The following is a 13523-nucleotide window of genomic DNA, read 5'->3' as shown; positions in this document are numbered from 1 at the left end:
ACTCACCTTAATTTGTTAAATCTAAGTTATTTCTTTTGAATACTCTATCGGCCCTATAGCTTGACCTAACCATAGGTCCAGATGCAACTTCTAAAAAGCCCTTACTTAATCCTACTCTTCTATATTCTTCAAATAGTTGAGGTGTTACAAATCTTTGTACACTTAGGTGACTTTTTGTTGGCTGCATATATTGACCAAGAGTTATTATATCAACTTTAGACTTTATAGCATCATCCATCGTTTGATATATCTCTTCATCAGTCTCTCCTAACCCTACCATAATACTAGTTTTTGTAAGTACATTAGGATTTTTTTCTTTTACATATTTTAGAAAATCAAATGTTTGCCAGTAACCTGCTCTAGGATCTCTAACTTGTTTTGTTAATCTTTCAACTGTTTCAACATTCTGAGCTATTACGTCAACTTTAGTATTTAAGATCTTATCTATACTTTTTTCAACTCCAGCAAAATCAGGAGTCAAAGCTTCAACTTTTATACTTGGATCAAGTTTTTTTATTTCATTAATTGTATCTGCATAATGTTGTGCCCCACCATCTACTAAATCATCTCTATCAACTGATGTTAAAACAACATACTCCAGACCCATTAATTTCACACTTTCTGCTGCATTTTTAGGCTCTTCTTTATCAAGCCAACCCTTTGGGTTACCAGTATCTACAGAACAAAATTTACAAGCTCTTGTACATACACTTCCCATAAGCATTATAGTTGCTGTACCATGAGACCAGCATTCATTTATATTTGGACACTTAGCTTCTTCACATACTGTAGAAAGTTTATGTTTCTTTGTTATAGATTTTACTTTTAAATACTCTTTAGAATTTTGCTTTTCTACTTTTAACCACTCTGGTTTTCTAATATGTATAGAGTTTTCTTTTTTATTTTTTATTCCATCTTTAACTGCAGAAAAACCCTGCTCTGTAGTATATTTAGAACCGCTCTCAATTTTAATTTTGATATTAGAAATTTCTTTCATAAATTTAAGAAAACTCGTTTATTTATAAATTTTTAATACATTATAAGAAATAAACATGTTTTTATAAACATCATATACATAAAATTTTATTTTTGAATAATATGTCAAAAACCTTTAAAATTATTAGGTTGTAATAGAAAAATTTAGATTAAGAGGAAATAAAAATGTTATCAAAAAAATTAGAAGATGCTCTAAATGCCCAGTTTAACTATGAAATTGAATCAGCTCATATTTATTTAGCTATGGCTGGTGCAACTGCTGATTTAGGACTAAGTGGTTTTACAAATTGGTTTATGGCTCAATATGAAGAAGAACTTTTTCATGCAAAAAAAATGATGAAATTTATAAATGATAAAGGTGGTCGTATAGAAGTTAGCGGCTTTGATGCTCCTAGAAATAAATTCTCTTCACTTTTAGAGGTTTTTGAAGAAACTTTAAAGCATGAAGCAGATGTTACTAGAAAGTTTTATGAAATAATGGATATTGCTTTAGAAGAAAAAGAGCATGCTACAAAAAGTTTCTTACAATGGTTTATAGATGAGCAAGTTGAAGAAGAAGCTAACGTTTGTGATATGATAAACAAAATCAAACTAGTTAAAGATGCTGGTTTGTATTTATTAGATCAAGAAGCTGCAAAGAGAACATTCAAGCCTCAAAATCCTTTATAATCTAACTTTATACTTCTTTCTTATGAATGCTATAATTGGCAAATTAATAAACAATATTCTGCTTCTTTTAAACACATGAAAATGTATATTTATAATCACTGCCCTTACTGTATCAAAACTAGACTTGTTGCTGATCTAAGCAATCTAAAATATGAGACAGTAATATTAGCAAATGATGATGAAAAAGCTCATGTAGATAAAATAGGCTCTAAACAAGTACCTTTTATAGAGAAAGGTGATGGTGAATTTTTAAAGGAAAGTAATGATATTTGTGAATATATATCTAGATTACAAAACTTTAATATAGCCACTAGTCAAAATAATATAGAATTGAAAAACTTAATTTCTGAACTTCAGAATATCTCTAAAAAAATTACTTATTCAAGAGTTCCTAACCACCCTAATAATAAAAAAGACTTTCCGACTCAAAGTGCTAAAGACTATTTTATTAATAAAAAAAGCTCTTATATTGGTGATATGGATGAACTATACAAAAATCCACCCAAAGAAATTGTTTTAAAAACACAAACTTTACTTAATAAAATAGATACATATATAAATTATCCTTTTATTAATGGTGATAAATTTTCTTGGGATGATATTAATATTTTCCCTTTTTTAAGTTTAATTACTATAATGAAAGACTTAGTTAAAATACCTGTTAATGTAGAGAAGTACCTTAAAGGTATAGAAGAAAAAACAAACATTAAATTATATTAATAAGTGTAAAAATGATTATATCAATTGAAGCTATAGATAAAATCCTTCCACAAACACAGTGTACAAAATGTGGCTATGATGACTGTTATAATTATGCAAAAGCTATAACTAATGGCGACACTCATAACAAATGTATAACTGGTGGAAAAAAAACAATAAAAGAATTATCTAAACTCCTTAATAAAAAAGAGATACCTCTTGATGAATCGTTAGGTTTAGAGAAACCCAGAGCAATAGCAAAGATTGATGAAGATTTATGCATAGGATGTACTAAATGTATACTTGCCTGCCCTGTCGATGCTATTGTTGGAGCAAAAAAATTAATGCATACCATCGTAGAATCAGAGTGTACAGGTTGTGAGCTATGTATAGAGCCCTGCCCTATGGATTGTATATCTCTAGTTGAATTAGCTGAAAATAAACAACCAGAAAAACTAACAGATGAACAATATACAGAACAAAAAAATCACTTTAGAGACAGATATATTTTTCATAAACAAAAACAGTTACAAACAAAAGAAAAACAAAGAGATACATATAAAAATATCGCATCTGCAGAAGATATGGATAAAAAAGCATATATTGCCGCATCATTAGCTAAATTTAGAAATAAGAAAAAAAACACTAATGAATAAAGAAAAAAGAATCAAAATCTTCGAAACATTAAAAGAGCATAATCCAAGTCCAACTACAGAGTTAGAATATTCCTCTACTTTTGAGCTTCTAATAGCTGTCATATTATCTGCTCAAGCAACAGATGTTAGTGTTAATAAAGCTACCTCAGTATTATACAAAATAGCAAATACTCCGGAACAAATTTACAACTTAGGATATGAAAAACTTGCTGAATATATAAAATCAATCGGTTTATATAAAACTAAAGCAAAAAATGTTATACAAACATGTAAGATTTTAATTGATAAATTTAATAGTATCGTTCCTAATAATATGGATGATTTAGTATCTCTACCTGGAGTCGGTAGAAAAACCGCAAATGTTATTTTAAATACTGCCTTTGGAGAACCAACAATGGCTGTCGATACTCATATTTTTCGACTAGCTAATCGAATACCCATAGCTAAAGGTAAAAATGTAGTTGAGGTTGAAAAAAAGCTATTAAAAGTAATACCTAAAGAATATTTAAAAGATGCGCATCATTGGTTAATACTACATGGTAGATATATCTGCACAGCTCAAAAACCAAAATGTAGAAACTGTGTTATTTTTGAATACTGCGAATATAAAGATAAGGAAAAATACATATGATATTCTCTCAAGATAGAAATGAGTTACGTATGCTATACATATCTAGTTGGCAGAAATTTCAAAATAAGAAAGTTCTTACCCCTCTAGAAGAACAGATAGTTAGAATTATAGAAAAACACCCTGAATATCAATCAATGCTAACTGAAAAAAATATTGATACAGATTACTCTCCTGAAAGTGGTCAAGTAAACCCTTTCCTACATATGAGTCTTCATTTAGCTATCATAGAGCAATACCAAACTAATAGACCTTTGGAAATTAGAAGTATTTATAATAAACTTATAGAGAAATATAAAGATGAGCATAAAGTTCATCATATTATGATGGATCATCTTGCAGAGGAGATTTGGAAATCTCAAAAATATAACTCAATTCCAAATGAAAAAGATTATGTAGCTAATTTAGAAAAGGTATTAAAAGAATAATTCTATGGAAAGACAAGTAGTAAGTAATAAAGCTCATAGCAATATATATTTTAGCCAACCTCAAGGGCTACATATAATTGCCATTATTACTTTATGTGTCTCAACTGGCATAGATCCTTTTATGTCTTTGCTTAATATCTATAGTGAAGTTGGAATATTTTATACTCGAGGAGATTATTTCTTTGTAATATTTTTTGCTGCCACTTTTGGATGTATAAGTAATTATTTACTAGGCTCAAATAAATCAATCGTCCATGGCCTACAATTTATAATGGCTGCTTTACTTTTTTCAACTATACATAATATACAGATTTTTGGGCTTGCTGTATTTGCCGTTGGCCTAACAGTAGTTATATCTAACCTTTTATTTAGTTTAAGCTCTTTCTATCTAAAAGCTGATTCTAGAAGACTCTACGGTTTTTTAGGATTTTTTTCTAGTATTATACTAGGTGTTATTATCGGTGATATTATTCACTATCTTTTTGTAAAAACATTATTTGACTTTAGAATTTTCTATTTTATTGTTGTATTTTTTACTCTTATTTTTTTCCTAAAATATAATTATAAATTAAATACTTCATTAAATAATAAAACTGAAAGATTTAATATAAGTGTATATGGAGTATTTACTATATATATCGCTTTTTCATTAATCGTTCTTTATTACTTAAATAATTTAGCTATATTTAGTTTATTTAATATAGCTATTTTCCCAATTGCATTAATAACCCTAACTATCTTAACACTAATAAATAATAAAGAAGATGGGAAAAAACTCTTAAAATATATTTATTTCTGCTTATTTATAATAATAGTTAATAAAGTTATATATTTAACATTTTTAAAATATGAGCTTAATCTAAAAGATCTTCATGTTAATTCTAGTGCGAATGTATCTATTTTCCTAGGCATTGAATACATTTTTTGCTTATTAATATATTTTGCATGGAAAGCCCGTATATTAACGCTGAAAATAAGCTCTATAATCAATCTAAAACTTATTAAACTAATATTTTATATAGAAATTTTTAAAATTATATTACTTGCTGTTGCAGTACTATTTATTGGAGAAACAATAAGTCTAATAATGTTTATTCTAGCAACAATTATATCATTATTAATTAATGTGTTTATTGTTCCTGTATTTTTCTCCTTAGGTAAACTACTTGCTGGAAGTAAAAATGAAATTACAATAACTGCTTGTTTATTTTTAACTTTCTCTTCCTTAATCTTTATCTCATATCTATACGCTTAAAAGCTCTTATTTAATTTAGAAGCTATTTATGGTATATTATTAGCGATTTAAAAATATTAAAATTGAATTAATTCAGATGAGGAAAACATAATGAATAATTTTGAAAATAATACTAGAGTTATAGATTCTTTAAGCCAAGAATCAACAATTAGAGCTAATAAAGTTCTTAGAAATACTTATTGGTTACTATCTATGACTTTACTTTTTAGTGCATTTACTGCTTTTATAGCAATGCAATCTGGTGCTGGATTTATAAATCCTCTACTTATGATTGTAGTTTATATAGGACTACTATTTGGTATTAATGCAACTAAAAACTCTCCTATGGGAATAGTTTTAACTTTTGCTTTAACTGGTCTTTTAGGATATACATTAGGTCCTATCTTAAATATGTATATAGCTACATTCAAAAATGGATCAGAGCTTATAATGATGGCTCTTGGAACTACTGGAGCTATATTCTTAGGCTTATCTGCAATAGCTATGAATCCTAGAAGAAACTTTAATAGAGTTGGTGCTTTTTGTGCTATTGGTGCAATAGTTGCTTTAGTAGCTATAGTTCTTAATATATTTTTACAGTTACCTGCTTTAGCTTTAGTAATCTCTTTAGTAATTGCTTTTATTTCTGGTGGTTTTATATTATGGCAGACAAATGCTATTGTTAGAGGTGAAGAAACTAACTATATATTAGCTACTGTTAATATATATGTCTCTTTATTTAATATCTTCGTTACCCTACTTCAATTCTTTGGCGCTATTGCTGGTGACAGAGACTAATTACTCTTATTTTTCTTTTATACTTTAACTTTCTTTAAATATGATTCCTAATACTATAAATTCTAAAGACACTATAATTTCTAATGCTTATGGCCCTTCTTTTAGTATTTTCATAAAGGAATTTATAAAAAGTAATAATAATTTTCATTTTATAATTACAGAAGACTCTCAACAAGCATCAAAAATTTATGATGAACTAAAATATTTAACAAAAGACTCTAAACTTGAAGTGCTATATTTTCCTAGCTTAGAGATACTTGCTTATGATAGATTTTCAGCTTCCAATGATATCTTATCTACTAGACAGAAAATATTATACAAGTTAGAAAATAACCCTAAAAATACTATTTTAATCTCTAATATTTCTACAATTTTAAAGAAATTAGCTCCAAAGATATTCCTAGAGCAAAATAGCTTTATCTTAAAAGTTAACGACACCTTTGATATCACTAAACAAAAATCTAAACTTATTGATCTAGGATATAGCTTTGTTAATAATGTATTTGAGAAAGGTGAATTTAGCATTCGTGGAAACATTATAGACATATACCCCATTGGTTCAAATATACCTTATAGAATAGATTTATTTGATGATGAAGTTGATAGTATAAAAGAGCTAGATATAGAAACACAGAGATCATCTAATAGCATAGAAGAAATTAGCTTAATCCCGACTCATGAAATTATTTACAATAATGACTCAATCAACCTTGCTCTAAATAAATTAGAAGATTTTTTTGGAAGTAATGTAAAAAATAGTAGCATTGTAAAATATATAAAGAACAAAGAGTTTTTTAGTGGTATTGAATTCTATACTCCATTATTTTATAAAAAGTTAGAAAATATATTCGATTATTTACCTCAAAATTTAAATATCCATTTATTTGGTGATATTTATAGCTCTATTAATGCTTTTACTGAAGAAGTTAAAAATAGATATAAACAACTTAATATAGATATTGATAGGCCGATTTTAGAATATAGAGAACTTTTCTTAACTCTAGAAAATATACAAGAAAACATTAAAAATTATAAAGTAATAAAATGGTTAGAAAATGATATTAGCAAATCAAAAATTTTACCTATCGATAATTTACCAAATATAAATGCAAACTATAAACTAAATAAACCATTTAATAATTTACAAAATTTTTTAGATAACAAATCCTTTGAAAAGATAATATTTTCGACAGATACCTTAGGAAGAGGAGAGATTCTTCAAGAGCATCTCAAAAAAATAGGGTTAAAACTATCTAATTTTAAAAGTTTAGATGATGCACTAAATTCAGACAGTAAATACTCTCTTATATATTCGCCTTTTCAAGAAGGTATAGTTATTTCTAGTAAAATAGTAATAATTACAGAATCAGAGCTTTTTCCAGAACATACTAAGGCTATAGCTAAATCTAAAAATTTTGATGACTTACCTACAGTTGATTTAAAAGACTTAACAGATTTAAAAAAAGGTATGCACATAGTCCATATTAACTATGGGATTGGAAAATATGAAGGTTTAGAAATTCTAGAGATTAATAACAAGAAAGATGAGTTTATATTACTAAAATATGCTGATAATGCGAAAATCTATGTTCCTGTAACATCTTTAAATTTAATAAGTATATATAACTCATCTATTACAGATAATATTGTTTTAAATAAATTAGGCACTGATAAATGGAGCAAGCAAAAAGATAAGGCTATAAAAAGAATTATTGATGTTGCTGCTAATTTATTAGAAATTTACGCAAAAAGAGAATTAAAACAAGGTTTCTCAAATCATCTTGATGAACAAGAGTATCTTAGATTTTGTGCTGATTTTCCATATGAAGAAACTTTAGATCAACAAAAAGCTATCTCTGATGTTTTTAAAGATATGATAGCAAGTAAGCCAATGGACAGATTAATCTGTGGAGACGTTGGTTTTGGTAAAACAGAGGTGGCAATGAGAGCCGCTTTTTTAGCTACACATAATCAGAAACAAGTAGCTATACTTGTACCTACTACAATATTAGCCCAACAGCATTATAATAATTTTAGAGATCGCTTTGCTAATACTGCTGTAAATATAGAAGTTATTACTCGCTCAAAAACAGCAAAAAAACAAGAAGAGTTATTTGAAGATTTAGAAAAAGGTAATGTCGATATTATTATTGGAACACATAAACTTATCTCTTCTAAAATTAAATTTAAGAATTTAGGTCTACTAATAATAGATGAAGAACATCGTTTTGGAGTTGATCAAAAAGAGAAACTAAAAGCTTTAAAGGCTGAAATAGATATCTTAACAATGTCAGCCACACCTATACCAAGAAGCTTGAGTATGGCGTTTTCCTCGCTTAGAGATCTTTCTATAATAGCCTCTCCTCCTGCTAAAAGATTATCTGTAAAAACCTTTGTTAAAGAATATGATAGTAATATAGTTAGAGAAGCTATACTTAGAGAAACTATGCGTGGTGGACAAATATTCTATCTTCACAATCATGTCGAAACTATTCAAAAGAAAAAAGAAATTCTAGAGGAGATGTTTCCAAAGTGTAGAATTACCGTTGCTCATGGACAAATGAGTGAAAGAGAAATTCAGAAAGTTATGTTTGATTTTAAACATAACAAATTTCATATATTACTTTGTACAACTATTATTGAAACAGGTATAGATATTCCAAATGCTAATACTCTAATTATAGAGAATGCTAACAAGTTTGGGCTTGCACAATTACATCAGCTTAGAGGTCGTGTTGGAAGGTCTCATCACCAAGCATATGCTTATTTACTAATCTCTGATGAGACTAGTATTACTAAAGATGCTAGAAAAAGATTAGACGCTATTGATTCTACAGATTCTCTTGGTGGTGGCTTTATGCTTGCCAATCATGATTTAGAGATTCGAGGTGCTGGTGAAATATTAGGCAAAGAGCAAAGTGGAAACATTGATGGTATTGGTCTAAATTTATATATGGAACTTTTAGATAAGACTATTGCTAATATAAAAGCTGGCAAAGAATTAAATGTAGAAGAGCTTATAAATGCGAATACTTGTGAAGTCGAACTAAATATTCCAACTCTTATAACGGATGACTATGTAAACGATGTAAATACTAGACTAAATATTTATAAAAGAATATCTAAAGCAGATCATAAACAATTAATAGATATAAAAATTGAACTTATTGATCGTTTTGGACTACTTCCTTTAGAAGTACAATACCTATTAAAAGTTGCTCATATTAGATTAGATGCCATGAAGCTAGGAATACAACAAATTAAAATGTTTAGCACTAGTGGAAAAATAGTATTTTCAACACCATTAAAATTTGATCCTTCTTTATTAATAAAAGCTATTCAAAGTAGACCTATGGATTTTAAACTATCAAAAGATCAAGATTTACTTATAACTAAAATTACCAAAACAGCTGAAGAAAGATTAAGTTTTATAGAAAGCTTTATAAAACTTTTAACAAAAAATTAAGTCTAATTAACTTTCCAATCTTAATATTATTATAACAATTAATTAATTTAATTTTAATATTATGGTCAGTATTTGTTGTATAATTTATTTTTAAGTTTAAAATTATTATAAATAAATATATTTGCTGTATACATTAATTGAAATAACTTTTATACAACATATAATTAATAAAAATATTTATATTTTAACTAAACAACTAAAGGAAAGCTCTATGAGAAACAAAACGAAATTAGTCTCAGCAGTTTGCGCATTAATGGGTTTAAGCTCATTTTCTATGGTAAATGCTACTCCTGTAAACAACGTTGAAACGTATGATTTTCAGGCACCATTTAAAGACTATAACAATAAAATAGTTCTAAAAATTAGTAATGTATCTTCTGCAAAAGTAGTTGAGTTTACTAGTAACTTCAAACCTAAAACGGGTTGGGGTACATGTTTTGGAGCTAGAGCAGATCTTATTAAATATGATACTACTCAAAATGCTAATGGAAACTATGTAACTAAATTATCACTAAGTAATGGCGGATCACTAAACTTAACCCAATCTTGTGACATTATGGGAACTGATTCTGGTAATGCTATTGTATTACCTGGTGTTGTAGTTCCTATAATATACGATCTAAAAGTTGATGGTAAAGATTTACAAATTGAAAGGCCTTGTGCTGATAACGTATGTAAAGATCCAGCTCCAGGATATACTAATGCTGCATATTATGCTCAATGGGCAGTTTGGGGACGTAAATACGACCCATATACTTTCAAATATGACAAATTAAATACTATAATTTATGCTTTTATAGGATTTGATAAGTCAACTGGTAATATAAAAACTTTAGATGCTTCAGCTGATACATGGGGACTTTCTGCAGCAGCTAGAGCAGCTCAAAAATATCCTTATTTAAAATCATTTTTATCATTTGGTGGTTGGACTAATAATGGAGTTACTACAGCTCCAATGTTTGATGCATTAGCTTCAAACCAACAAAGTATGCAAAATTTTGCTAAGCAGTCAGTAGAGTTGATGCGTAAGCTTGGCTTCAATGGTATAGATATTGACTGGGAATGGTGGTCTGACTATGGTAATGAAGTTGCTCCATCTAAGAAAATGTTAGCTTTCCTTAAAGTTCTTCGTACAGAATTAGATAAAGCTAGTCAAGCAGATGGTAAGAAATACTATCTTGCTATAGCTGTTAATGGTGCTAGAAGCCGTATAGAAGCTATGGAAAATTCTAGTAACCCAAATAGTGTACCAGACTTCTGGAAACAAGTTGGGCAAACTGTAGATGAAATTAATATCATGAACTATGACTATCAAGGTGCATGGGGAACAGGATTCCCTGCATACTTCCAAGCGTCACTTGACTTCCCTAGTGATACTCCATATCAAAATAAAGTATATACAGCTGGAGAATCACCAGCTGATGCTCAAGATAACGTTACTGATGCTGGTGATGGATCTACTTTAGATCAAGCAATAGGTAAAGAAGGTGGCTGGTCAATTAAAGGTTCCGTTGATGCTTATATTAAAGCTGGTGTACCTGCCGATAAATTAATAGTAGGTCTACCTTTATATGCAAGATCTATGATGGTAGATAGTGATACAAATGGTGGATTATTTGAAACTATAACAGCTCCTGGTTTTGGTGACTATGAAAATGGAGTATTTGACTATAAATGTTTAATCAATCCAGTAGCTGATCCTGTAAATGGTTGTGGCACATCAAAACCTGTAAGTGGATTATCTAATTTAAAATTCTATGATACAAAATCAAATATAGATATATTTAACAAGTATGGTAAAGTAGCGCTTCAACCTTGGGCATATAGTCCTTCTACAAAAACTTTCATTACTTATGATGATGTTTGGTCTGTAGGTGAAAAAACTAAATATGCTAAGAGTATGAATCTTGGTGGAACTATGTTCTGGGAAGCAGATGGTGACTCTACAGATCCTAATAAATCTCTAATTGAGGCTGTAGCTAAAGTATATCAGTCTGATGCTCTTTATGCATCAGTTGATAATATAACTGAAACATCTGCTAATATTTCTTGGAATAAGCCAGAAATTGATGGCTCTATAACTTATACAGTTCTTCTTGATGGAAGTACTGTGGCTTCAAACATTACTAGTCAAAATTATATTCTTACTAATTTAGAAGAAGGAGCTAGTTATAGTATTGAAGTTATTGCTAACTCATCATCAGGTACATCTAAGAAAGATAGTATACAATTTACTACTGTTAATAATTCAGTTCCAGAGCCGACTCCGACTCCAACACCTGAGCCGACTCCGACTCCAACACCTGAGCCAACTCCAGCTCCAGGTAATTATCAAAATTATGTTGCAGGAAATGCATATAAGACTGGAGATATTGTTACAGCTTCTGATGGTAATAATTATAAGTGTATAGAAGGTGGATGGTGTTCAAATTCAGCTTATAATATACTTGGAATTTATGGTCAATACGCATGGGAAAAAGTAGGTTCAGCAGCTCCAACACCTGCGCCGACTCCAGCTCCAACACCTGCGCCGACTCCAGCTCCAACACCTGCGCCGACTCCAGCTCCAACACCTGCGCCGACTCCAGCTCCAACACCTGCGCCGACTCCAGCTCCTAGCAATGGAACATGGGATTCTAGCAAGGTTTACAATACTGGGGACAAGGTAACATATAATGGTACAACATATACAGCTAAATGGTGGACACAAGGTGATACTCCATCAAATGGTGGTGTTTGGGAAAAACCATTTGTAGTTGGTGGTGCTTGGGATAAAAACCAAGCTTATACTGGTGGTCAAACAGTAACTTATAACGGAAACACTTATAAAGCTAAATGGTGGACTAAAGGTGAAACTCCATCAAATAGCAGTGTTTGGGAAAAACAATAATACTTATTTCTTCTGATCAAAAAGTTCTTGAGACTTTTTGATTTCTTTATAATTCCTTCTTGTCCAATCAATTATTCCTTTAATATGTACTAATAATGTTTCTCCAAAAGGTGTAAGCGAATAATATACACTTGGAGGAATAGTTGATTCCACTCTACGAGAAACTAAACCATTACGCTCTAGATTTCGAAGACTTAATGATAGTATTCTTTGTGAAATTTTACTAATATCATATTGTAATTCACTAAATCGTTTAGTTTCATTTTCTAATAGTGATTTATCAATACAATACTTCACTTATCCCCTACTAAACTTAAAACCTCTCTATACGACCTACAACTTTCCTCAGAAAGTTTATTAGTAACACTTTTGTAAGTATCTGACATTTCTGTACCTTCTTGCTTTTTTCTTTCAATTATCAGAATATAGTCTATAGACTTTTAAGAAAAAAAAAGGATAAGAATAATGAAAAAAGTTTTACATATAAGAACAAGCAGTAATCTTCAAAAGTCTTTTTCAAGAAATGTTGGAAATACTTTGATAAATCATTTTAAAAATATAGCTCCTGAAACACAAATTATAGAAAGAGATCTTGTAAAAGATACTATTAATCATTTAAATCCAAATTTTCTTAATGCTTTATTTACTAATGATGAAGCAGGGCTAGCCCTTTCAAATAAGTTAATAGATGAACTTTTTTCTGCTGATGTAATAGTTATAGAATCTCCTATGTACAACTTTAGTATTCCTTCTATGCTAAAAGCTTGGATTGATCATATACTTATCGCTCGAAAAACATTTCGTTATACAGAAAATGGCCCTGAAGGTTTAGTTAAAGGCAAAAAAGCTATACTTATTCTTAGTAAAGGAGGAGTATATAGAGAAGAGCCTGCTAAATCTTTAGATTATCAAGAAGGCTACCTACAAACTATACTAAACTTTATTGGTATTACTGATATTGAGATTATCCGTATAGAAGGAGTAGCAAAAAAAGATATAGCTGAAGAAGTTCTTCTTAACCAAGCTAAAGAGAAAGCAAAATCTATCAAACTTTAAGGT

12 protein-coding genes are annotated in these 13523 nt (G+C 29.3%); 10 read left to right on the top strand and 2 right to left on the bottom strand.

Translation table 11 applies throughout. The features are described from left to right. Positions 1–7: 7 nt before the first annotated feature. Positions 8–997 carry a lipoyl synthase gene (lipA, locus tag DNK87_RS00690; RefSeq protein WP_119330696.1) on the bottom strand — a complete coding sequence of 330 codons (990 nt, stop codon included), beginning with the start codon at positions 995–997 and terminating at the stop codon, positions 8–10. A 164-nt stretch (positions 998–1161) separates the two neighbouring features. Between lipA and DNK87_RS00685 the strand changes: the two genes are divergently transcribed. The 9 genes from DNK87_RS00685 to DNK87_RS00645 all read left to right on the top strand — a co-directional run bounded on the left by DNK87_RS00685 (position 1162) and on the right by DNK87_RS00645 (position 12464). Continuing rightward, a complete protein-coding gene (locus tag DNK87_RS00685; protein ID WP_119330697.1) occupies positions 1162–1665 on the top strand; it encodes a ferritin in 504 nt (167 codons plus the stop codon). Between the two features lie 75 nt (positions 1666–1740). Next, entirely contained in the window at positions 1741–2385 is a 645-nt protein-coding gene (gene grxB / locus DNK87_RS00680) for a glutaredoxin 2 (RefSeq protein WP_119330698.1), read from the top strand. A gap of 11 nt (positions 2386–2396) precedes the next feature. Next, complete coding sequence (locus DNK87_RS00675; protein ID WP_119330699.1) at positions 2397–3020, top strand: RnfABCDGE type electron transport complex subunit B; 624 nt, start codon at positions 2397–2399, stop codon at positions 3018–3020. After that, complete coding sequence (gene nth / locus DNK87_RS00670) at positions 3013–3651, top strand: endonuclease III (RefSeq protein WP_119330700.1); 639 nt, start codon at positions 3013–3015, stop codon at positions 3649–3651. Before DNK87_RS00675 ends, nth begins: the two co-directional genes overlap by 8 nt. Then, positions 3648–4076, top strand: a complete 429-nt coding sequence (locus DNK87_RS00665) for a DUF1841 family protein (RefSeq protein WP_119330701.1) — start codon at positions 3648–3650, stop codon at positions 4074–4076. Before nth ends, DNK87_RS00665 begins: the two co-directional genes overlap by 4 nt. 4 nt (positions 4077–4080) lie before the next feature. Then, complete coding sequence (locus tag DNK87_RS00660) at positions 4081–5331, top strand: hypothetical protein (protein ID WP_119330702.1); 1251 nt, start codon at positions 4081–4083, stop codon at positions 5329–5331. Positions 5332–5421: 90 nt separating this feature from the next. Next, on the top strand, positions 5422–6108 hold the full coding sequence (locus DNK87_RS00655; protein ID WP_119330703.1) for a Bax inhibitor-1/YccA family protein: 687 nt from the start codon (positions 5422–5424) through the stop codon (positions 6106–6108). 40 nt (positions 6109–6148) lie between these two features. Continuing rightward, on the top strand, positions 6149–9574 hold the full coding sequence (gene mfd, locus DNK87_RS00650; protein ID WP_119330704.1) for a transcription-repair coupling factor: 3426 nt from the start codon (positions 6149–6151) through the stop codon (positions 9572–9574). Positions 9575–9785: 211 nt separating this feature from the next. Then, positions 9786–12464 carry a glycosyl hydrolase family 18 protein gene (locus DNK87_RS00645; RefSeq protein WP_244614581.1) on the top strand — a complete coding sequence of 893 codons (2679 nt, stop codon included), beginning with the start codon at positions 9786–9788 and terminating at the stop codon, positions 12462–12464. Between the two features lie 3 nt (positions 12465–12467). On the opposite strand, the gene DNK87_RS00640 is transcribed toward DNK87_RS00645, so the two are convergent. Beyond that, on the bottom strand, positions 12468–12761 hold the full coding sequence (locus tag DNK87_RS00640) for a winged helix-turn-helix transcriptional regulator (protein WP_244614580.1): 294 nt from the start codon (positions 12759–12761) through the stop codon (positions 12468–12470). A gap of 168 nt (positions 12762–12929) precedes the next feature. Between DNK87_RS00640 and DNK87_RS00635 the strand changes: the two genes are divergently transcribed. Next, on the top strand, positions 12930–13520 hold the full coding sequence (locus DNK87_RS00635; protein ID WP_119330705.1) for an FMN-dependent NADH-azoreductase: 591 nt from the start codon (positions 12930–12932) through the stop codon (positions 13518–13520). Positions 13521–13523: the final 3 nt, after the last annotated feature.

The organism is Pseudofrancisella aestuarii (genome assembly GCF_003574475.2).
Lineage (GTDB): Bacteria > Pseudomonadota > Gammaproteobacteria > Francisellales > Francisellaceae > Francisella > Francisella aestuarii.
The sequence above is the reverse complement of the archived record's forward strand: the minus strand, read 5'-3'. Positions and strand labels throughout refer to the sequence as shown.

Excerpts from the sequence above, each read along its gene's own strand:
- lipA (WP_119330696.1), bottom strand. The coding sequence starts at position 997 with ATGAAAGAAATTTCTAATATCAAAATTAAAATTGAGAGCGGTTCTAAA.
- DNK87_RS00685 (WP_119330697.1), top strand. The coding sequence starts at position 1,162 with ATGTTATCAAAAAAATTAGAAGATGCTCTAAATGCCCAGTTTAACTAT.
- grxB (WP_119330698.1), top strand. The coding sequence starts at position 1,741 with ATGAAAATGTATATTTATAATCACTGCCCTTACTGTATCAAAACTAGA.
- DNK87_RS00675 (WP_119330699.1), top strand. The coding sequence starts at position 2,397 with ATGATTATATCAATTGAAGCTATAGATAAAATCCTTCCACAAACACAG.
- nth (WP_119330700.1), top strand. The coding sequence starts at position 3,013 with ATGAATAAAGAAAAAAGAATCAAAATCTTCGAAACATTAAAAGAGCAT.
- DNK87_RS00665 (WP_119330701.1), top strand. The coding sequence starts at position 3,648 with ATGATATTCTCTCAAGATAGAAATGAGTTACGTATGCTATACATATCT.
- DNK87_RS00660 (WP_119330702.1), top strand. The coding sequence starts at position 4,081 with ATGGAAAGACAAGTAGTAAGTAATAAAGCTCATAGCAATATATATTTT.
- DNK87_RS00655 (WP_119330703.1), top strand. The coding sequence starts at position 5,422 with ATGAATAATTTTGAAAATAATACTAGAGTTATAGATTCTTTAAGCCAA.
- mfd (WP_119330704.1), top strand. The coding sequence starts at position 6,149 with ATGATTCCTAATACTATAAATTCTAAAGACACTATAATTTCTAATGCT.
- DNK87_RS00645 (WP_244614581.1), top strand. The coding sequence starts at position 9,786 with ATGAGAAACAAAACGAAATTAGTCTCAGCAGTTTGCGCATTAATGGGT.
- DNK87_RS00635 (WP_119330705.1), top strand. The coding sequence starts at position 12,930 with ATGAAAAAAGTTTTACATATAAGAACAAGCAGTAATCTTCAAAAGTCT.